At 30.0% G+C, this 21094-nt stretch carries 23 protein-coding genes and 1 riboswitch; of the genes, 12 read left to right on the forward strand and 11 right to left on the reverse strand.

What is annotated here, in order from left to right:
- Positions 1 to 2: 2 nt before the first annotated feature.
- The 3 genes from ACIQ16_RS01115 to ACIQ16_RS01125 all read right to left on the reverse strand — a co-directional run bounded on the left by ACIQ16_RS01115 (position 3) and on the right by ACIQ16_RS01125 (position 4021).
- Positions 3 to 545, reverse strand: a complete 543-nt coding sequence (locus ACIQ16_RS01115; RefSeq protein ID WP_396148168.1) for a hypothetical protein — start codon at positions 543 to 545, stop codon at positions 3 to 5.
- An 82-nt stretch (positions 546 to 627) separates the two neighbouring features.
- Entirely contained in the window at positions 628 to 2688 is a 2061-nt protein-coding gene (locus tag ACIQ16_RS01120; RefSeq protein ID WP_396148169.1) for a M16 family metallopeptidase, read from the reverse strand.
- A gap of 7 nt (positions 2689 to 2695) precedes the next feature.
- Positions 2696 to 4021: a pitrilysin family protein gene (locus ACIQ16_RS01125; RefSeq protein WP_353078122.1), complete on the reverse strand. Its 1326-nt coding sequence runs from the start codon at positions 4019 to 4021 to the stop codon at positions 2696 to 2698.
- Between the two features lie 179 nt (positions 4022 to 4200).
- On the opposite strand from ACIQ16_RS01125, the gene rplU reads away from it, so the two are divergent.
- Together rplU and rpmA are read left to right on the forward strand one after the other, a co-directional pair.
- Positions 4201 to 4653: a 50S ribosomal protein L21 gene (rplU, locus tag ACIQ16_RS01130; protein WP_396148170.1), complete on the forward strand. Its 453-nt coding sequence runs from the start codon at positions 4201 to 4203 to the stop codon at positions 4651 to 4653.
- Positions 4654 to 4671: 18 nt separating this feature from the next.
- Positions 4672 to 4932 carry a 50S ribosomal protein L27 gene (gene rpmA / locus ACIQ16_RS01135; protein ID WP_291242975.1) on the forward strand — a complete coding sequence of 87 codons (261 nt, stop codon included), beginning with the start codon at positions 4672 to 4674 and terminating at the stop codon, positions 4930 to 4932.
- A 147-nt stretch (positions 4933 to 5079) separates the two neighbouring features.
- Here the strand turns inward: rpmA and ACIQ16_RS01140 are convergent, their stop codons facing one another.
- The 3 genes from ACIQ16_RS01140 to ahcY form a co-directional block, all read right to left on the reverse strand.
- The gene (locus tag ACIQ16_RS01140; RefSeq protein WP_396148171.1) at positions 5080 to 7089 is read right to left on the reverse strand and encodes an N-acetylmuramoyl-L-alanine amidase; all 2010 of its coding nucleotides are present in this window, start codon (positions 7087 to 7089) and stop codon (positions 5080 to 5082) included.
- Positions 7086 to 7457, reverse strand: a complete 372-nt coding sequence (locus ACIQ16_RS01145) for a BlaI/MecI/CopY family transcriptional regulator (RefSeq protein ID WP_396148172.1) — start codon at positions 7455 to 7457, stop codon at positions 7086 to 7088. Before ACIQ16_RS01145 ends, ACIQ16_RS01140 begins: the two co-directional genes overlap by 4 nt.
- A gap of 157 nt (positions 7458 to 7614) precedes the next feature.
- A complete protein-coding gene (gene ahcY, locus ACIQ16_RS01150; RefSeq protein WP_396148173.1) occupies positions 7615 to 8931 on the reverse strand; it encodes an adenosylhomocysteinase in 1317 nt (438 codons plus the stop codon).
- Positions 8932 to 9078: 147 nt separating this feature from the next.
- On the opposite strand from ahcY, the gene ACIQ16_RS01155 reads away from it, so the two are divergent.
- The 5 genes from ACIQ16_RS01155 to ACIQ16_RS01175 all read left to right on the forward strand — a co-directional run bounded on the left by ACIQ16_RS01155 (position 9079) and on the right by ACIQ16_RS01175 (position 14762).
- On the forward strand, positions 9079 to 9747 hold the full coding sequence (locus ACIQ16_RS01155; RefSeq protein ID WP_396148174.1) for a 4'-phosphopantetheinyl transferase family protein: 669 nt from the start codon (positions 9079 to 9081) through the stop codon (positions 9745 to 9747).
- Between the two features lie 2 nt (positions 9748 to 9749).
- The gene (pnuC, locus tag ACIQ16_RS01160) at positions 9750 to 10355 is read left to right on the forward strand and encodes a nicotinamide riboside transporter PnuC (protein ID WP_396148175.1); all 606 of its coding nucleotides are present in this window, start codon (positions 9750 to 9752) and stop codon (positions 10353 to 10355) included.
- Complete coding sequence (locus ACIQ16_RS01165) at positions 10331 to 11884, forward strand: DUF4301 family protein (protein ID WP_396148176.1); 1554 nt, start codon at positions 10331 to 10333, stop codon at positions 11882 to 11884. Before pnuC ends, ACIQ16_RS01165 begins: the two co-directional genes overlap by 25 nt.
- The gene (gene arfB / locus ACIQ16_RS01170) at positions 11884 to 12285 is read left to right on the forward strand and encodes an alternative ribosome rescue aminoacyl-tRNA hydrolase ArfB (protein ID WP_396148177.1); all 402 of its coding nucleotides are present in this window, start codon (positions 11884 to 11886) and stop codon (positions 12283 to 12285) included. Before ACIQ16_RS01165 ends, arfB begins: the two co-directional genes overlap by 1 nt.
- 106 nt (positions 12286 to 12391) lie before the next feature.
- Positions 12392 to 12484, forward strand: a riboswitch (TPP riboswitch).
- 100 nt (positions 12485 to 12584) lie between these two features.
- On the forward strand, positions 12585 to 14762 hold the full coding sequence (locus ACIQ16_RS01175; RefSeq protein ID WP_396148178.1) for a TonB-dependent receptor: 2178 nt from the start codon (positions 12585 to 12587) through the stop codon (positions 14760 to 14762).
- Between the two features lie 103 nt (positions 14763 to 14865).
- On the opposite strand, the gene ACIQ16_RS01180 is transcribed toward ACIQ16_RS01175, so the two are convergent.
- Positions 14866 to 15399 (reverse strand): glutathione peroxidase, encoded by a 534-nt coding sequence (locus tag ACIQ16_RS01180; RefSeq protein WP_396148179.1) that lies wholly within the window; start codon positions 15397 to 15399, stop codon positions 14866 to 14868.
- Positions 15399 to 15830 (reverse strand): hypothetical protein, encoded by a 432-nt coding sequence (locus ACIQ16_RS01185; protein WP_396148180.1) that lies wholly within the window; start codon positions 15828 to 15830, stop codon positions 15399 to 15401. The genes ACIQ16_RS01180 and ACIQ16_RS01185 overlap by 1 nt, the downstream gene beginning before the upstream one ends.
- Before the next feature lie 149 nt (positions 15831 to 15979).
- Between ACIQ16_RS01185 and greA the strand changes: the two genes are divergently transcribed.
- Positions 15980 to 16456: a transcription elongation factor GreA gene (gene greA / locus ACIQ16_RS01190; protein ID WP_396148181.1), complete on the forward strand. Its 477-nt coding sequence runs from the start codon at positions 15980 to 15982 to the stop codon at positions 16454 to 16456.
- Between the two features lie 41 nt (positions 16457 to 16497).
- Positions 16498 to 16887 (forward strand): HIT family protein, encoded by a 390-nt coding sequence (locus ACIQ16_RS01195; RefSeq protein WP_396148182.1) that lies wholly within the window; start codon positions 16498 to 16500, stop codon positions 16885 to 16887.
- 41 nt (positions 16888 to 16928) lie between these two features.
- Here the strand turns inward: ACIQ16_RS01195 and ACIQ16_RS01200 are convergent, their stop codons facing one another.
- Complete coding sequence (locus ACIQ16_RS01200) at positions 16929 to 18077, reverse strand: sensor histidine kinase (RefSeq protein WP_396148183.1); 1149 nt, start codon at positions 18075 to 18077, stop codon at positions 16929 to 16931.
- Between the two features lie 276 nt (positions 18078 to 18353).
- Between ACIQ16_RS01200 and ACIQ16_RS01205 the strand changes: the two genes are divergently transcribed.
- From ACIQ16_RS01205 to aat, 3 genes are all read left to right on the forward strand, one after another.
- Positions 18354 to 19229 carry a flavin reductase family protein gene (locus ACIQ16_RS01205; RefSeq protein WP_396148184.1) on the forward strand — a complete coding sequence of 292 codons (876 nt, stop codon included), beginning with the start codon at positions 18354 to 18356 and terminating at the stop codon, positions 19227 to 19229.
- 12 nt (positions 19230 to 19241) lie between these two features.
- Positions 19242 to 19622 (forward strand): DUF3127 domain-containing protein, encoded by a 381-nt coding sequence (locus ACIQ16_RS01210; RefSeq protein ID WP_353076799.1) that lies wholly within the window; start codon positions 19242 to 19244, stop codon positions 19620 to 19622.
- A gap of 112 nt (positions 19623 to 19734) precedes the next feature.
- Complete coding sequence (gene aat / locus ACIQ16_RS01215) at positions 19735 to 20370, forward strand: leucyl/phenylalanyl-tRNA--protein transferase (RefSeq protein ID WP_396148185.1); 636 nt, start codon at positions 19735 to 19737, stop codon at positions 20368 to 20370.
- Between the two features lie 86 nt (positions 20371 to 20456).
- Here aat and ACIQ16_RS01220 read toward each other — a convergent pair whose 3' ends face one another.
- Entirely contained in the window at positions 20457 to 20678 is a 222-nt protein-coding gene (locus ACIQ16_RS01220) for a VF530 family DNA-binding protein (RefSeq protein WP_396148186.1), read from the reverse strand.
- A 60-nt stretch (positions 20679 to 20738) separates the two neighbouring features.
- Positions 20739 to 21047: a GIY-YIG nuclease family protein gene (locus ACIQ16_RS01225; RefSeq protein WP_396148187.1), complete on the reverse strand. Its 309-nt coding sequence runs from the start codon at positions 21045 to 21047 to the stop codon at positions 20739 to 20741.
- Between the last annotated feature and the right edge of the window lie 47 nt (positions 21048 to 21094).

The following is a 21094-nucleotide window of genomic DNA, read 5'->3' on the forward strand; positions in this document are numbered from 1 at the left end:
GCTTATTTTAGCTCTATAAATTTATTATTCTCAATTTTATATTTAGTTATTAAACTATCAATTTCAAAAAAAGCTTTATCTTCAACTTCATTATACTTATATCTACGATATAACGATTTGACGACATATATGTCTTTTTCCAATTTTGTTCTGCTTACAACTGGATCACTACTATGAATCTTTAATTTTGAAACTATTTTATTATTGTCTACATCATAAAGACACAGAAAATCATCGTGCCAATTCCATAAATTAAAAGTTGGCTTATAAAGTGGAATATATTTTACGCAATAAGTAATTAAATAATATTTTGAATTCAATTTTTTCTTAAATCCATAATAAAATTTTTGATTTGAATTTACCACAAAACTATTAACAATTAAACATTCTTGTAAAATTACCAAATCTTCATTTTTAACTAATTTCGAATAACCACCCTTTATCTTTAAAACATCAGCTGTATCTGTAAATTTGCCAAGAAAAACTGTATTTGAGTTATCACAACTAAAAAATATAACCATAAAAAGCAAACAATATAATCTCATAATTAATCTTCTTTAAAAATCAAATATAGCAAATAAAAAAAGGATTGCTTTCGCAATCCTTTTTCATTTTAAAAATAAAAATTTATTCGAAATCTTTATCTGTAACGCCTTCGTTTATTTTTACATCTTGTGTAATGAATTCTAAAGGCATTCCAACATCCATAGTAGTTTTGTATGGGAATTTCACTCCTTTAACATCCACATAATCAGCATAATATGTCATTGTCTTGCGTTTTTGAGCACCTTCACCTGATTCGTTTTCAGAAGCCACTCTTAATCCTGTTTTTACATCGTAAAAATATTTGGCTGTACCAACTTGAACTGCGTAAGCATCTTGACCATTAAGTGATTCTATTCCGCTTAAAACAATCGTTTTATCTGATAAAAAGCTTAATTCCACAAAAGGAACCGCGTCTTTTTTCTCTTTTACTAATTCTTCACCTTCAATAGCTTTTTTCTGACCTTGAATAGTTTGATATCCAGATTTATCACCAATAACTTGTTTCATCATAGACATTCCACCCATTGAAATATCAGAAGTTGACATTCCCTTGTTTGAAAATTTAGAAACCATATCTAATGAACGACCTTGAATAGTTCCTTTAGCAGTAACTAAAACGGTTTTAACTGCTTTTAAAGCTTTTTCACCACCAATAGCATCAATATAGTTTTTAACAACTGATTGAGCCGTTACGCCAGCAGGAATATCTTTTTTCACCACTGGTTTGTCTACTTTACTTCCGTATTTATCAAAATAGAAAATTGGCATTTTTTCTTTTGCACTCATCGCTTCTAAACCTGGTAACACATCTGCAGCTTTTCCTACAATTACTACTCTTGTGTTATCTGCTAAGAAATATTTTTTAGCTGCGTTTCTAACATCTTCTGGAGTTACTGCATTGATATTTTTTACATAATTTTCGTAAAAATCTTCTGGTAAACCTAATGTCTTAATGTTTAAAGCATAACGAGCAATAGTTGCTGGTTTTTCAATTTGCATTACAAAGTTTCCAATGTATTTTGCTTTAGCATTTTTTAAATCTTCTTCAGAAACTAAATCCGTTCTAATTTTTCTCAATTCATTAAAAATTTCTACAACAGCACTATCTGTAACAGCATTTCTAACTGAAGCAGTAGAAGAAAATTTAGAAATATATTTACTTGCTCCTAAATTAGAATACGAACCGTATGTCCAACCGTGTTTTTCTCTTAAGTTTAAGAACAAACGACCTTCTCCACCACCACCAAGAATTTGGTTGGCTAAAATAGCAGCGAAGTAATCTTTATCCGTCATTTTTAATTTTGATAAGTTGATCATTGCAATTTCAGATTGAACTGCGTTTGGCACATCTACAAAATTAATTTGAGAATATTGTAAATCTTTTGGATCATTATAAGTTAAATTTGGTGCTGTAGCTGTTTTCCATACATCAGCTCCAAATAATTCTTCTACTTTTTTCTTTACGTCTTTAGTTTTTACATCACCAATTACTACTAAATAGGCATTAGCTGGAACGAAATACGTGTTGTAATGATTGATTACATCTTGTAATGTTACATTTTTTAAGGTTTCTTCCGAAGTAAATTCACCATTATAATGTTCTTTTCCGTAGGTTAAAACATTTTGAACACGACCTGCAATTGCAGAAGCGCTTTTTTCATCAGATTTTAATCCTTCTATTAATTTTGCTCTTTCGGCATCAAAATCTTCTTGTGTAAACAATGGATTTAAGGCGCCATCAGCCAATAATTCTAAAATTCTAGCCGAATATCTTGATAAACCATTTGCAGAAGCACCTGATTCGTAAAAATTAATATTAGCTCCTAAGAAGTCAATTTCTTCGTTAAATTTATCTTTAGAAATAGATTCAGTAGCATTTCCAATCATAGAACTTACTAAATCTGTCACTCCTTTTTTACTTCCTTCAGCAAAAGGTGTATTGTCTAAAGTTAAATTATAAGAAACGCGTGGTAATTTATTGTTTTCAACAACTAATACTTTTAAACCATTTTCTAACACGAATGTTACTGGCTTTTTAATATTAATTGATGGAGCTGGGCCTTGTTTAGGCATTGGTCTGTCTTGTGCTTGCATAGTTATTGTTAGTAATAAACTGGCTGCGATATATAAATACTTTTTCATGGTAAGATTATTTAGCGGTTTTTTCTTTTGCAGGACCATAATTTAAAATCAAACGTTGGTTTGGATTTAAATATTTTTTTGCAACTTCTTTAATATCTTCTCTTGTAATAGAACGGTAAATTTCAATTTCAGTATTCACTAAATTAATATCACCATATAATAAATAGTATGAAGCTAAATTTTCTGCTATACCTTCTACAGTTGCATTTGAACTTACATAGTTGTTTTCAAATTTATTTTGAAGTTTTTGAAAATCGTTTTCAGAAATTAAATTAGTTTGCATATTTACAATTTCTTCATCAATTTCTTTTAATAAACTTTCTGAAGAAACATCACCTAAAGGTAAACTGTAAATAATATATTGTCCGTAATCTTCTTGAGAATTACTAAACGCCCCTACTTGAAGTGCTACTTTTTTATCATCTACCATTTTTTTGTATAATTTAGAACTTTTACCATCCGATAAATAAGTAGAAATCATATCTAAAACACGCGCATCTTTCGTTTTCATTGAAGGTGTTCTGTACGCTGCTAAAGTCATTGGTAATTGAACGTTTGGATCTTCCCAAGTAGCATTAATAGTCGTAGTAATTGGAGCTTCTTCAAATTTTTGTCTTGCAACAGGTGCGCCTTTTGGAATAGCACCAAAATATTTTTTAATCCATTCTTTGGCTTGAGTAGGGTCAAACTGACCTGCAACTACTAAAACTGCGTTGTTTGGTACATAAAACTTTTTATTAAACGCTTGAAATTCTTCTAAAGTAGCAGAATCTAAATGTTCCATTTCACCAATTGTAGTCCATCTATAAGGATGATTTTTAAATAGATTTTGTTTAATCGCTTTAAAAATATTTCCGTAAGGTTGGTTATCAATTCGTAAACGTTTTTCTTCTTTAACTACTTCATTTTGCGTATCAACACCAATTTGATTAATTACAGGATGCATTAATCTTTCCGATTCCATCCAAATGGCTAGTTCCAAATTATTTGATGGAAAAACTTCATAATAATACGTTCTATCATCTGAAGTGTTGGCATTGTTTTGTCCACCATTAGCCGTAACAATTTTAAACCATTCTCCTCTTTCGATGTTTTTGGTACCTTCAAACAACAAATGTTCGAAAAAGTGAGCAAAACCCGTACGATTTGGTTGTTCATCTTTTGCACCTACGTGATACATTACAGATGTAATAATAACTGGCGCCGAATTATCTTGATGAAGAACCACGTGCAAACCGTTATCCAAATCAAATTCTTCAAATGCTACTTTCTGAGCATTTGCTGTGCTTCCTAACATTGCTATTGTTCCTAAAGCCATTAATGTTTTTTTCATAATTAATCTTTAATAATAAATGATAAGTATTGGTAGGCGAAAGATATGAATTGTTACACAGAAAATAAAAAATATTACAAATTTTATTTTTTCGAATAAAAAAGAAAAAGTAATGTTGCAGGTTTAATAAATAGTTATATATTTGCAAACTGAAAAAATAATAATTTAAACACATTGTTATGTACGCAATCGTAGAGATAGCAGGGCAACAATTTAAAGTAAGCAAAGACCAAAGGTTATTTGTTCACCGTTTAGCAAATGATGTAGACGCAAAAGTTTCTTTTGAAAAAGTCTTATTAATTGACAACGGCGGAGCATTAACATTAGGCGCCCCAGCTATAGAAGGAGCTTCTGTTGAAGCCAAAGTATTAAAACACCTTAAAGGTGATAAAGTAATCGTCTTCAAAAAGAAAAGAAGAAAAGGTTACAAAAAGAAAAACGGTCACAGACAATCATTTACTCAAATTATCATTGAGAACATCGTTGCATCTGGAACTGGAAAAAAGGAAGCGGCTCCGAAAAAAGAAGCAGCTCCAAAAGCAACAAAGAAAGCTGATGTTGAAGTAGAAACGGCTACTGAAGAAGTAAAGCCTAAAGCTACAAGAGCAAAAAAACCAAAAACTGAAGAATAACATTTAAAATATAACGTCATGGCTCATAAAAAAGGTGTCGGTAGTTCGAAGAATGGTAGAGAATCAGAATCAAAACGTTTAGGCGTTAAGATTTATGGTGGTCAAGCTGCTATTGCAGGAAATATCATTGTTAGACAAAGAGGTTCAAAACACAACCCAGGTGAAAACGTTTACATGGGAAAAGACCATACTTTACATGCTAAAGTAGATGGAGTTGTAAAATTCCAGAAAAAAGGTGAAAACAAATCTTGGGTTTCTATACTTCCATTCGAAGCATAACAAACCAAACACAAATATAAAATCCCAAATTCCAATATGGTTTTTGGGATTTTTTTTGTGAAAAATAAGCACAAAAAAATCCCCAATCAATTGAATGGGGATTTTTGTAAGTTATAACTAATTTAAATTATTCGTTTTTATAAAGTACTATTCTCGTAATAATTTTAAGATGTTTTTTGCGATTTCATCTTTTCCGCTTTCACTTGTAATATATGCTTTGTCATTTTCATTAGATAAATAGCCAACTTCTAACAATATAGCAGGGCATTTTGAATTTTTAATAATGTAAAGATTAGCATCTTTTACTCCGCCTTTGGTTAAATTATTATTTGAAATATTCTCAATTAATTTATTTGCTTTGTCTAATGACTTTTCATAAAATCCATTTTGACTAGAAATAAAAGCATTTACCCCTTTTTCATTTGGGTTTTTTGAAGCGTTTAAATGTAATGAAATTAGCATATCTGGATTAATTTGATTTATTTTATTTACTCTATCGCTTAAACTAAGAAAACTATCATCTTCACGAAGTAAAATAATTTTTAAATCTTCACTGCTATTTAATGCTTTAATTTTTTTTGCAATACTTTCTACAATTTTACTTTCAAATTCTTCATCAATTTTTGCGCCAGGATCTTTTCCTCCATGACCCGCATCAATAACTATAATCATTTTTTCATTTTTTAGAAGTTTATTGTCTTTCATTTTACTTGAGCACATAACAATTGAATCTCCTCCATATCTACTTAACCATTTATCCATATTCTGAGCTTTATAGTATTTGTGAGTATAAAACCAATATTGAAAAGGTTGTGGATATTTTTTACTTCTAGCATTTTTTAAAATTACACTACCACTAAAACTTGCAAAATCTGAAGGCTTATATGAATTTAATTTTGAGTTATTTACATTTACACCATCTATCCAAATAGCATATTTATTTACATTAAGAAAATCATTTATCTCTTTTTTAGTCGGTGACTTTTTAATTCTCGGCTCTTGACGAAACTTTAAGTACTGCAACTTTTCTAATTCTTCTTTAGTTAAATCTTGATATTTTTTGGAAAAAAGCAGGTTTTTTACTGGCCATTTTTTATACTTATGTATACTCGGATCTATACCTTCATAATATACGCAGATAACATCTTTATAATATTCCTCGTCGGAAACTTTATAAGTTAGATATTTAACTTCACGCTCATTTGTAGTAATTTGATTTACAATATTCTTTTTAAGTTGCTTAACTTCAATAACTTTCTCCTGCGCTATAATTTCTATACAGAAAAAGTAAATTAAGCCTGCTAAGATTGGAATAGCTGCTACTTTTTTAAGTAGTGCTATTTTTTTCGAAGTGTTTTTTGTCATCATAAGTAACCGTTTTTTAGTGATTAAATAATTTAAATTGCTTGCTAAGTAAACTGTTGTATTGCCGTTGCTTTTATGTAACAATAGATTCTGATAATAAGGCACATTATTATAAGTGTTCACAATCTCTTCATCGGCAAGAAATTCGTGGTTTAATTGAATGGCTTTTTTATATAAATAGAAAAGTGGATGAAACCAAAATAGGGCTTTCAAAAACTCAATAAATAAAATATCTAAAGTATGTTTTTGGTTTACATGAACCATTTCGTGAGCAAATAATTCATCTTCAATATTTTTATTTTTAAAATCTTCAGAATTGACAAATATAAAATTCAAAAATGTGTGAGGAAGTATTTTTTCGTCTAACAAAATCAAATTCGCATTTTTATATTTTACACTTGGATTTATTTTTGATTTTACAATTAGTTTGAAATAATTTTTACCAAATCGAAATAAAAAAATTAAGCTTATTGATACATAAATACTCCAAAACACATAGGGTAAATAATCTATAGATTCTTGAGCAGTAATTACTTTCTCGATTGTCGGGTTTTGATTTAAAACTACCTTTGCTTTCTCAATATTTATTGGTTCATCATATTGAATAACTGGAGCAGTTTCAACAAATTCGATGAATTCAAAAGTGACAAATGGAATTATCAAAGAAATTAAAATAGATATTAAAAGATAAAATCTATTAAACTTATGGATTTTTTCTCGTTCTAATATCAAATAATAAAACCCAAGAAACACAATTAAACTAACAGCAGATTTTAATAAGAAGTCTATCATTTTTTCTTTTTTTGTAGTTCAACATCTATTATTTTTTTCAATTCTTCCAATTCAGATTCTGTTAAATTGGTTTCTCTTGTAAAAAAAGAAGCAAATTGCGAAGAAGAATCGTTGAAAAAATTTTTAATTAGTCCATTGACATGTTTCGAAAAATAATCTGTTTTTTTTACCAATGGATAGTATTCTCTTGAATTTCCATACTCTTTATACGCCACGAATTTTTTATCAATCATTCGTTTTAAAAGAGTAGCAACAGTTGTGGTGGCTGGTTTTGGTTCTGGATAAACTTCTAATAAGTCTTTCATAAAAGCTTTTTCAAGCTTCCATAGATGTTCCATTAATTGTTCTTCTGTGTTTGATAATGTCATTTTTTCTACAAATTTAGAATTAACTCTACAAACATAGAATGATTTTTTTACTCTACAAATGTAGAATTAAAAATTAACAAAAAATTAACAAAAAAACCCTCGCTTTTCAGCGAGGGTTTCTAATTATCTAAAAATCTAACTTTCTAAGAAGTCTAGATTAATATCTGTAATATTCTGGTTTAAATGGTCCTTGAACCTCAACACCAATATATTCTGCCTGATCTTGACGTAATGTTTCTAATTCTACTCCTAATTTAGAAAGATGTAAAGCCGCTACTTTTTCATCTAAATGTTTAGGCAACATATATACTTCATTTTTGTAATTAGCGCTATTTGCCCATAACTCTAATTGTGCTAAAGTTTGATTAGTAAATGAATTACTCATTACAAAACTTGGATGACCTGTTGCACAACCTAAGTTTACTAAACGTCCTTCGGCTAAAATAATAACTTCTTTCCCATTTACGGTATAAATATCAACTTGTGGTTTTACTTCGTTTTTAGTGTGACCAAAATTTCCGTTTAACCAAGCCATATCAATTTCATTGTCGAAATGCCCAATATTACAAACGATAGCTTTGTCTTTCATAGCTTCAAAATGACGACCTTGAACGATGTCTTTATTACCAGTTGTAGTAATTACAATATCTGCAGTAGCAACTACTGTATCTAATTTTTTAACTTCAAAACCGTCCATTGCAGCTTGTAAAGCACAAATTGGGTCAATTTCAGTAACTGTTACAATAGAACCTGCGCCACGGAAAGAAGCCGCAGTACCTTTACCTACATCTCCGTAACCACAAACTACTACTCTTTTTCCTGCTAACATAGTATCTGTTGCTCTACGAACCGCATCAACTGCAGATTCTTTACAACCATATTTGTTATCAAATTTAGATTTAGTTACCGAATCATTTACGTTAATTGCTGGCATATATAAAGTACCTGCTTTCATTCTTTCGTATAAACGGTGAACTCCTGTTGTAGTTTCTTCAGATAAACCTTTAATTCCTTTAACTAATTCTGTGTATTTATCAAAAACTAAATTTGTTAAATCACCACCATCATCTAAAATCATATTTAAAGGCGCACGTTCTTCACCAAAGAATAACGTTTGTTCAATACACCAATCAAATTCTTCTTCATTCATACCCTTCCATGCATAAACTGAAATTCCAGCAGCAGCAATTGCAGCAGCAGCATGATCTTGAGTAGAGAAAATATTACAAGAAGACCAAGTAACATCTGCACCTAAAGCCGCTAATGTTTCAATTAAAACAGCAGTTTGGATAGTCATATGTAGACATCCTGCAATACGAGCCCCTTTTAAAGGTTGACTTGCGCCAAACTCTTCTCTAAGCGCCATTAAACCTGGCATTTCAGCTTCTGCTAATAAAATTTCTTTTCTTCCCCATGCTGCTAAAGAAATATCTTTAACTTTGTATGGTACGTAAGGAATTGTTTTTGTACTCATTATATTTGTATATTTATTTTTTATTTACGAGTGCAAAGGTACAATATTAGTTTCAAATTAGAAATTAATTTTAACTATTTAAGTTTTGTTCAAACCCTTAAACAACTGAATCACAATAAAATAAAAATCATTAAATCAAAATAAAGCATGCCTTTTTATAAAGAAATTATCATAAACAAACACACTGTTGCTTATTTTTGGAAAATTACCGAAGATATTACATGGTTTAATGAAAAGTCAATACTAAATGATAATTCAAAATTAAGACTACAATCCATGCAGTCTGCATCGCATCAAAAGGGTTTTTTAGCAGTTAGAATGTTACTTCAACATATTGATTTAAACGATTTTGATTTGTTGTATGACGGATTCGGAAAACCGCACTTAGAAGAAAAAAGGAAAAAGGAAAAAGGAAAAAGTCTTGAGCTTGACATCAAAAAATACATCTCAATTTCCCATTCGCACGAATTTTCTTGTATCTGTATTAGCAATAAACCTGTAGGAATTGATATTGAAAAGTGTAAAGAAAAAACATTAAAAATTACATCAAAATATATGGATGTTTCTCATATTGAAAACTTATCCGTAACAGATAAAATAAAAAAAGCAACTATAATTTGGGGCATAAAAGAAAGTATATTTAAATTAAAAAATGAAAAAGGCATCAGTTTTCCAAACCATATTTTCGAAAGACCTTTTATATTAGAAGACAAAAAAGGTACCGCACAATTAATTTTTAATAACAATACCGAAGACTTTCAATTTGAGTTTGATATAATTGAAGAGTATGCTTTTGTTTGTGCTTTAACTATATAAATATGTTTGAAACCATCATTAATCAGTATCAAAGTATTCCGAATTGGCAAATTGGAATTGAAATTATCATTTTTATTTTTGGCGTTTTAAGTGTGTATTTTGCAAAAAAAGAAAATGTGTTAGTATATCCAACCGGGATTATTTGCACCATATTATCTGTATATATTATGTTTAATGCTAAATATTATGCCGATATGAGCATCAATATCTACTATTCCATCATGAGTGTTTATGGTTGGTTTCAGTGGAAAAAAATAACAAATGGCGAAGTGCTTTCTATTTCCAGAACCAATTTGAAAGAAAAAATTATCGGTTTAGTTTTATTTCTTATAACAGCTATAATTTGTATTTATATTTATAAATTTTTTGATTATAAATTACAGTTAAACAATTATTTAGATATTTTCACCACCTCATTATTTTTCACAGCAATGTGGTATATGGCTAAGAAAAAAATTGAAAATTGGACACTTTGGATTGTTGGAAATACGTTTGCCGTTTATATTTTTTTTGACCGACAACTGTACATAATAGCTATACAATACATAATTTTTACTATTTTAGCCATCTCAGCGTATATAGAATGGAAAAAATATTTAGCGAAATAGATTTACAACAAATAGTTAAAAGAGGGAATTCTTTAGAAAAAATTATGCAGCAATTGCATTATTTTAAAAATGGTATTCCAACTATTAACTTACTAAAAATCGCATCTATAAACGATGGAATTTTTCAATATTCGGAAAAAGAAATTTCTGAATATTGCAACTTTTTTGACACATATAAAGACAATTATTCTATTGAAAAATTTGTTCCGGCAAGTGGTGCTGCTACAAGAATGTTTAAATCGTTAAATGAATTTTTAACCAAATTTAATCCTGAAAAAGACACCGTAAATTCCTATGTAAACTTAAATAAAGAAAGAGATGTATCCTTATTTATTGTGGGTTTAAGAAGTTTTCCTTTTTATAACGAATTAAAAGAAAAAACTAAAACAATTTACACAGATTATCCTAACTACAATACGGATCAAAAAGTATATGCAATTGTAAAAACTTTGTTAACTGAAAAAGGATTAAATTTTGCCAATAAACCAAAAGGAATTTTACCGTTTCATATTGAAAATGATACAATTTTAACACCAATTGACGAACAGGTTTTTGAAACCGCTTTTTATAGAAAACCAAATGAAAAATCGAAAATACATTTTACGATTTCTAAAGAATTCCAAACCGATTTTTTAAGAATTACAAATAAATATGATGATGTAGAAATCTCATTTTCTTATCAAAATGAAACATCAGATACTATTGCGGTTAATGCCGACAATACCCCTTTTAGAACTTCTGAAAACGAATTATTTTTTAGACCTGGTGGACACGGCGCCTTGATTGAAAATTTAAATCAACTGCAATCTGATATAATTTTCATTAAGAATATAGATAATGTTTCTCAAAACAACAGAGAACTTAATTTAAAAAATAAAAAATTGTTAGGCGGTATTCTTTTATATCTAAAAAAAGAAGTGGATACTACATTGAAAAAGTTTCAAAAAAACGAAATCAACGAAAATAATATTAAAGAAATTATTCATTTCATTGAAACAAAAATGTCAATTTCTTTGCCTCAAGAATTTAAAATGTTTCAATTTGACTATCAAAAAGAATATTTGATTAAAATTTTGAACAGACCCATTCGTGTTTGTGGAATGGTGAAAAACGAAGGAGAGCCTGGCGGTGGACCGTTTTGGATTCAAGATGAAAAAGGTCGTCATAATTTACAAATAGTAGAATTATCGCAAATTGATTCAACAAACGAAAACCAACTAGCTATTTTTAAAAATTCTACACATTTTAATCCCGTTGATATTGTTTGCAGTATTAAAGATTTTGAAGGAAACAAATTTGACTTAAATCAATTTATTGATCCTAAAACAGCATTCATTACAGAGAAAACGAAAAACGAAAAAAAAATAAAAGCGTTTGAACTACCTGGTTTATGGAATGGTGCAATGGCAGAATGGAGCACTATTTTTGTAGAAGTTCCAATAGAAACGTTTAATCCAGTTAAAAAAGTAACTGATTTGTTAAAACCTGCACATCAACCAAATAATTTAGACATCAATTCTGGTTTATAATGAATGAAGTGATTATTACAACTGAATTAAATTTTAAAGCGATAAGAAGTAGTGGCGCTGGCGGGCAAAATGTAAATAAAGTATCTTCTAAAATAGTGTTGATTTTTGATGTGGCAACCTCTCAAGGTTTAAATGAGAACGAAAAATTACTACTTTATACCAAACTAAAAACAAAAATATCACAAGAAAATTTACTGATTCTAACTTGCGATGAAGATAGAAGTCAATTCAAAAATAAAAAAATCATCATCAAACGTTTTTTTGAAATGTTAGAAAAAGCTTTAGTACTACCAAAAGTCAGAAAAGTAACTAAAATTTCAAAAGGTGCGAATGAAAAGCGCATTCAAGAAAAGAAAAAAGCAAGTGAAATTAAAGCTGGAAGAAAAAAATTAGATTTTTAATTAACCAAAGTAAATACATTCAAACAACACAGATTAAAGAAATTTTAAAAATTATACTAATTTCTCAAATCTGTGTTCCAAATCAAAATTGTATTACTATATTTGCAACATCTCAAAGGGGTGCTTGTTTTTCAGGCTGAGATTATACCCATAGAACCTGGGCGGGTAATGCTGCCAAGGAAAATCGAGAACTACATATGTTTCTGAATTAGCTTCAGAATCGAAATTCTCAAAATTATTTTATTAATTATTTTTAACCAAGAGTAATTACCCCTTTTATTCGTATTAATTTACGAAGTATGAATGTATTTTTAAAAAGGCAAAAGGCAAAAGGCAAAAGGCAAAAGATTTATAAATTAAGTCTATTTTCTATTCTCTTTTCTCTATGTTCTTACAGTCAAGAACAACCAAAAGATTCTGTAAAATCAATTGAAGAAGTCTTAATTTATGGCGTACGAGCAAAAGACAAAAACCCAATTACATTTACAAATGTTTCTAAAGCACAAATTGCGCCCAGAAATTTAGGGCAAGACATTCCTGTTTTATTAAATTATTTACCTTCAGTTGTAACAACAACAGATGCCGGAGCAGGAATTGGTTATACCTATATGCGGGTTCGTGGATCCGATGGTTCAAGAATTAACGTAACTTTAAACGGTGTGCCATTTAATGATAGTGAAAGTCAAGGTACCTTCTTTGTTAACTTACCTGATTTTGCTTCTTCTTTAGAAAGCATTCAATTACAACGAGGTGTTGGAACCTCAACAAGTGGTGCTGGTGCTTTTGGTGCGAGTTTAAATTTACAAACCAAAGCTGCACAACAAAACAGTTATGCTGAAATAGCTAATTCCATTGGAAGTTTCGGAACCCGTAAACACACATTAGTGTTTGGAACAGGATTACATAATAATTTCGAAATGAACGCTCGAATTTCTAAAATAAAATCGGATGGTTTTATTGATAGGGCTTCATCTGATTTATTTGGATATTATTTTGATGCCAATTATATTACAAAAAATACAATTATTAAAGCAATTGCTTTTGGCGGAAAAGAAAAAACGTATCAGGCTTGGAATGGTTTGGAAGATGAAGAAAAACTAAAAAATGATAGAACATATAATTCGGCTGGTCAGTATACAGATGAATTTGGAAATACTCAATTTTACGATGATGAAACCGATAATTATTGGCAAAATCATTTTCAATTGCATTGGAATGAAAAACTAACTTCAAAATGGCAATCAAATCTTGCGTTGCACTATACTTTAGGAAAAGGCTATTTTGAACAATATAAAGAAGACGAATTGTTTTCAGATTATGTATTGCCTGACTTTAATGGTAATACAAGTACTGATTTGGTCAGAAAACGTTGGTTAGACAATGCTTTTTTTGGAACCACTTTTTCTTTAAATTATAAAACTGAAAAAACAGATGTTATAATTGGTGGAGCGGCAAATAAATATCAAGGAAAACATTTTGGCGAAGTAGTTTGGACACAATATTATGTGCCAAATTCCAACAAATACTATGACAATTTTGGAAATAAAAACGATGTGAATTTCTACTCGAAAGCATCGCAACAATTTGGAAAATTCAATGTTTTTGCTGATTTACAATATCGTATGGTTTTCTATCAAGCGAATAGTATAAAATTTAATGACGTGAATGATACGTTCCGTTTCTTCAATCCAAAAGCCGGAATTACATATACATTAAATACAGAAAGTTCTATTTATGGTTATTTCGGAATTGCAAACAAAGAACCTCGTAGAGATGATTATGAAAGTGGAAGCATCAAACCTGAACGTTTACAAGATTATGAATTGGGATATAAATTTAAAAATAAAAAAACCAGTTTGAATATTAATGCCTTTTATATGAGATATAAAAATCAATTGGTAGCGACTGGCGCCTTAAATGATGTGGGTAGTCCTGTTTTTGAAAATAGTGGAAAAAGTATGCGAGCTGGTATTGAAATAGAAGCGGCTTTACAACTTGCTTCTAAATTTGTTTTACAACCAAACATCACTTTAAGTACAAATAAAAACAAAGATTTCTATTTTGAACGAGATGGCGTTTTAACCAATTTAGGAAATACAAATATTGCTTATTCACCAAATATGGTAATAGGAAACGCACTAACATATTCCCCAATTAACACGTTACAAATTTCGTTATTAACCAAATATGTTGGTAAACAATATATGGGAAATATTGATGCTGAAAAATCAATTTTACCCGATTATAACACATCAGATTTAAACATAAACTACGAATGGAAAATCAACAAAGGCATAAAATCGATTGTGTTTTCAGGTTTAATTAATAATATTTTCGATAGAACGTATGAATCGAACGGCTATTTTTACACATATAATGATAATTGGAGCGGACCAGGAATTTCAACAATTGAAGGCGTTGGTTTTTATCCGCAAGCGGGAATCAATTTCTTAGTTGGAATGAACTTGAAGTTTTAATAAAAATAACCCCGACGTTTGTCACCCTGAAGGGTCTCTTGTTAAACAACACTGTTGAAAAAATGCAAAGAGATGCTTTCAGCAATACAAACGTTGTGGTGATTTATTTTCCTTCAATCCAAGCTGTAATGCTTCTGTCGTCTGGTTGGGTATTTGGTGAAATTACTTTTTCTAATTCTCCTTTTTCGTTAAGAAGAAATTTTTGAAAATTCCATTTTACGGCAGCGTCTTTCACGCCATTTTTTGATTTCTTTGTTAAGAATTCATAAATGGGATGCATATTTTTTCCATTTACTGAGATTTTTTCCATCATAGGAAATGTTACACCATAATTTACACTGCAAAAACTTTCAATGTCTGATGCGCTGCCTGGTTCTTGCCATAAAAAATTATTGGCTGGAAAACCGATGATTTCAAAGTTTTTATTTTTATATTTTTCGTAAATCTTCTGTAATTTTTCGTATTGAGGTGTTAAGCCACATTTTGATGCGGTATTAACTACCATTATTTTTTTACCTTTTAAAGTTGAAAAATCGAACTGGTTTCCTTTTAAATCGGTCACTATAAATGAATGAATTGAACCTTTTGGATAGGTTATTGTTTCTTTTTTTAAAAAAGAAAATAGGGATTGTAACATTAATTAAACACTTTTATGGTTGTTGCATCTATCATTTGTACACGATACGCTTTCATTGGAAATTGTTTTCCAGCCGCCAATCCTGTAAACAAACTGTATTCGGCATCGTCACACGGACATTTTGCATTAATCCCATTAATTGTCATCGTAGAGCAATCGGTTAAAGGCTGATTTGGGCAAGCGGCATCATAAGCTAAAAAATTACCACTTCCTGCATTAAAAACAATTAAACCTCTTATTCCTGCACCAGCAGAATTTACATAAACCGCATTAGACGGAAATGCTAAACTTGAATATTGTGGAAAACTCGTATTTAGTATCACTTCAAAGGAATAATTTGGCAAATATGGATTATTATTATCGGTCTGTGTATCTCTATCACAAGACAAAAAGACGGTAAACAAAATAAGAAAGTAAAAAATTCTTTTCATTTTTTATATTTATTTGATTTATCAAAATTAATTTATTTATATTTGACAAACTAATATAGTAAACGAAAAATAGTTAAATAAATTATATCTTTGCAAAAAGGGAATCCCATAGTTGTGGGATTTTTTCTATTTTATAAATTAATGAAGTTATGAGCACAGTATCTTATTACACAGCAGAAGGATTAAAACATTTAAAAGACGAGTTAGATCAACTTAAATCTATAGAGCGCCCTAAAGCGTCACAAGCTATTGCAGAAGCAAGAGACAAAGGAGATTTGTCTGAAAACGCAGAATATGACGCAGCTAAAGAAGCGCAAGGTTTATTAGAAATGCGTATTTCTAAAATGGAAGAATTAGTATCAAACGCAAGAATTATTGATGAATCTACTTTAGATGTGTCGAAAGCTTTGGTATTGTCTAATGTAAAAATCAAAAATCAATCTAACGGAATGGAACTGCAATACAAATTAGTTGCAGAAAGTGAAGCGGATTTAAAAACAGGAAAAATATCTGTTACTTCTCCTATTGGAAAAGGATTATTAGGGAAAAAAGTAGGCGAAATTGCAGAAATTAATGTGCCAAACGGCATATTAAAATTTGAAGTTTTAGAAATTACACGTGACTAATTTCTGAAATTCCAAAGTTAGAAATTCCAAAATCCAAAAAAATGAGTTCTATTTTTACCAAAATAATAAACGGAGAAATTCCTTGTTATAAAATTACAGAAAACGATGATTTTATTGCTTTTTTAGACGTAAATCCGAATGCGAAAGGCCATACGTTATGTGTTCCAAAGCAAGAAATAAATAAAATTTTCGATATGGATGAAGATTTATATCTAAGATTAATGGCATTTTCAAGAAAAGTAGCCATTGCTTTGGAAAAAACAGTGCCTTGTAAACGAATTGGTGTGGCTGTTGTAGGTTTAGAAGTACCTCACACACACGTACACTTAATTCCGCTTCAAGATATGGACGATATGCGTTTTCAAAGAAAAACAACTTTGACTCCCGAAGAATTTTCAAAATTAGCACAAGATATTGCTGAGAATTTATAAAAACTATTTCCACAAATTTTAAATGAGTTTGTGGATTTTTTTTAACTTTCTTTCTTAAATATCATTTGCATAGTGGTGCCTTTACCAATTTCAGATTGCACTACTCTAATTTTTCCTTTGTGATATTCTTGCACAATACGTTTGGTTAGCGACAAGCCTAAGCCCCAACCTCTTTTTTTAGACGTATAACCCGGCTCAAAAATTGTTTTAAATTTATTCTTCGCAATTCCGCTACCAGTATCTGTAACCGTTATAAAAACGTTAGTATCGCCTTCTACTATTTCAATAGACAAATTACCTTTTCCTTTCATAGCATCAATAGCATTTTTTACTAAATTTTCAATTGTCCAACTATGTAACGTAGGATTTAGTAACACATAAAGTGGCTTTTCAGGTGCTCGGAAATCAAAAATTACTTGTTTTGAAACACGAGATTGCAAATACTCAAATGAAGATTTGGTTTCCTCGATTATATCTCTTTTTTCTAAGATAGGTTCGCTACCAATTTTAGAAAACCTGTCGGTAATAGTTTGTAACCTATTTATATCTTTTTCTATTTCTTCAATGGTAGTAGCTTCAACATTTTCCAACTTCAATAACTCCAACCAACCAATTAATGAAGATAAAGGCGTACCTATTTGATGCGCGGTTTCTTTAGCCATTCCTGCCCAAAGTTTATTTTGGGTTGCCATTTTTGTTGCTCGATAAAAATTATACACTACGCCGCCAAACAAAAACGCTACTAATAATAAGGCAATTGGATAATATTTTAGTTTGTTTAATATGGGAGAATCCCCATAATATACCAAATGATAATCGTCTTTAGCAAATTGGACTTTTATTGGAGCATTTTGACTTTTAATTTTATTTAAAAACGCTTTAACCTTAAGAGTATCAGTTTCAATTTCACCTAAATTCAAATTACTTAAAATTTTACCTTCTTTATCAGTAAGAATTAATGGAATGTTTTTGTTGTTTTCAATAATAAACGTTGGTAATTGAATATCGGCATTAACATCGGCATTTCTTAAATTCTTCAAAGCAGTTGCCCAAAGTTCCATTTTATTGCGTTCTTCTTCTTTAAAAGTTTGAAAAAAAACATAGGTGTTCCATAAAATTAAGGAAGCAATTAAAAACGATGAAATAATAATAATCCATCGTGTAAGATTTCTTTTTTCAGAAAACTGCATAAAAAGTATTTTGAGTAAAAATAAGAAAAAGTGAATAGTAATTAGAAATAAGTTAATAGTTTTTTGGTTTTTTTAATCCAACCACGAATTCTCGAATTAAAAATATAAAAAAGGTTCGAATCGACTTTGTCGATAATTAATTCGAATCAAAATTTATAAATACATTTTTCAGTAAAGTAAATTCGGAAATTCGTGGCAAAAAAATTGCTAACATTTGTAAAAAGAAATATCATTTCAATTGATTGATTTGCTTTATATTTGTAAAAAATACAATTTATGTTAAGCATTAATCCAAAAGATATATCGCCAGTAAAACTGCAAAGTTATTTACAAACTGCTGTGTCGCCAAGACCAATAGCGTTTGCGAGCACTATGGACGAAGATGGAAATCCGAATTTATCGCCATTTAGTTTTTTTAATGTATTTAGCAGCAACCCTCCTATTTTAATTTTTTCGCCTGCCAGACGGGTTCGAAACAATACTATAAAACATACTTTGATAAACGCACAAGACACACGTGAAGTCGTTATTAATATCGTAAATTACGATATGGTGCAACAAATGAGTTTATCAAGTACCGAATATCCAGATGGAATCAACGAATTTGAAAAAGCAGGGTTTACTATGTTGCCATCAGATAGTGTTGCTCCATTTAGAGTGGCAGAAAGTCCGGTGCAATTTGAATGTAAAGTAAACGACATTATTGCATTAGGCACAGAAGGTGGTGCAGGAAATTTAGTCATTTGTGAAGTGGTAAAAATTCACATTCACGAAAGTGTTCTTGACGAAAACCAAATGATTGATCAACACAAAATTGATGTCGTTTCACGTTTAGGTGGGAATTGGTATAGTCGAGCTAACGCAGGATTATTTGAAGTGGAAAAACCATTAACTACTTTAGGAATTGGCGTAGATATGATACCCGATTTCATTAAAGAAAGTGGTTATTTTAACGGAAATGATTTAGGAAAATTAGGAAATATAGAAGCTATTCCAAATGACGAAGAAATTACTATATTTGTAAAAGAAAATTTTGAAGTAAAAGCGGTTTTAAGTTCAGACGATTTTAATACAAAATTTAAAAAAGCAAAAGAATATTTAGACAATAATCAGGTTTTAAACGCTTGGAAATTGTTATTAGCACAAAAATAAATTATTAGAGTTATGGAAGTTATTGGAAAAATTAAAGTAATTGGAGCTACACAAGATGTAAGCGCTTCATTTAAAAAAAGAGAATTAGTTGTTACTACTGAAGAGCAGTATCCACAACATATTTCGGTTGAATTTCAACAAGCAAAAGTGGACGATTTAAATTCGTACCAAGTTGGCGAGCAAGTAAAAGTATCAATCAATTTAAGAGGTAGAGAATGGACGTCTCCACAAGGAGAAGTAAAACATTTTAATACCATTACAGGTTGGAGAATAGAAAGATTATCAAATCCTGCGCCTGCAAGTGCTCCAGATATGCCTCCAATGCCTGCTGCTGAAGCATTTGCACCAGCAACAGACTTTAAAGAAGAAGAACACGACGATTTACCTTTTTAATCTTCGATTAAAAGTAAATTCTAAAATTTAAATTCCAAATTCCAATTGTTTTCATTTTGGAATTTGGAATTTTTATTGCACTTTGAAATCTAAAAAATTGGAATTTCTTATTATGTATTTTTTAACACCCGAACTTTATTTTCCTCCAGCTTCTGAAGCTTCACCCGAAGGTATTATTGCTGTGGGTGGTGATTTGTCTCCAGAACGACTTTTATTGGCCTATCAAAACGGAATTTTTCCTTGGTATGATGCTGATGAACCAAAACTTTGGTGGTGCCCAAACGAAAGAATGGTGTTGTTTTTCGAAAATTTACGAATTACGAAAAGTATGAGAAAAATACTGCTCAAAAAAGAATTTGAGGTTACTTTTAATACAAATTTTGAAGCTGTTATTACCAATTGTCAAAAATCACCAAGAAAAGACCAAAATGGAACTTGGATTTCGGATGAAATAATAGCTGCTTATTGTAAACTAAATGAATTAGGTTATGCAAAAAGCGTAGAAGTTTGGCAAAATAACGAATTAGTAGGCGGTTTATACGGAATTGATTTAGGCGATGTGTTTTGTGGTGAAAGTATGTTTTCAAAAGTGCCTAATGCGAGTAAAGTTGCGTTTATTCATTTAGCAAAACAATTAGAATTGGCTAACTATAAACTTTTAGATTGCCAAGTACATAATAATCATTTAGAAAGTTTGGGTTGTATAGAAATTGAAAGAGAAGAGTTTTTAGCGATTTTGAAAAGTTAGTTGTTACGCAGAGATTCGCAAAGGAACGCAGAGAATCGCAAAGGTTTCTTTATTTTGAGTACAGATTCTAACAAATTTACACAGATTTACTTCGCATCAAATTTCTTCAAACTTCTTACATATAACTCTTCCACTTTTTTTCGTGCCCATTCTGTTTTTCGTAAAAAAGTTAAACTAGAATTAATAGTCGGATTTTCATTAAAACATTTTATTTTTATCAATTCGCCAAGCGTATCAAAACCATAATACTCGACTAATTTTTCGAGTATTGCTTTTAACGTTATGCCGTGAAGTGGATCGTTGCTCATTTTCTGTATATTTTATTTTTTTATTCTAATTTTTTGTCATTCTGACGTAGGAAGAATCTCTTAAATCTCGTTATTTAAAAAATTCAAATTTGGATTGAATTCTTTAATTAAATCTTCCTTTTTAATCCTTGTCCAACCTTTTATTTGTTTTTCTCTATCAATTGCAAAATTAACATCTTCAAATCTTTCATAATAAATTAAAAAAAAACATTTATATTTTGCTGTAAACGCTTTGCTATTTGCTTCAGGATTGCAATAATAATATAATCTTTCTTTTAACTCATTAGTAACACCAGTATATAAAACTGTCTTTTTTTGATTCGTTAAGATGTAAACATAATAATTATGTGTCCCAAATGTTTTATACATACCTAAGATTTAAATAGATTCTTCCTACGTCAGAATGACAAAGATTG

The organism is Flavobacterium sp., from assembly GCF_044360715.1.
Lineage (GTDB): Bacteria > Bacteroidota > Bacteroidia > Flavobacteriales > Flavobacteriaceae > Flavobacterium.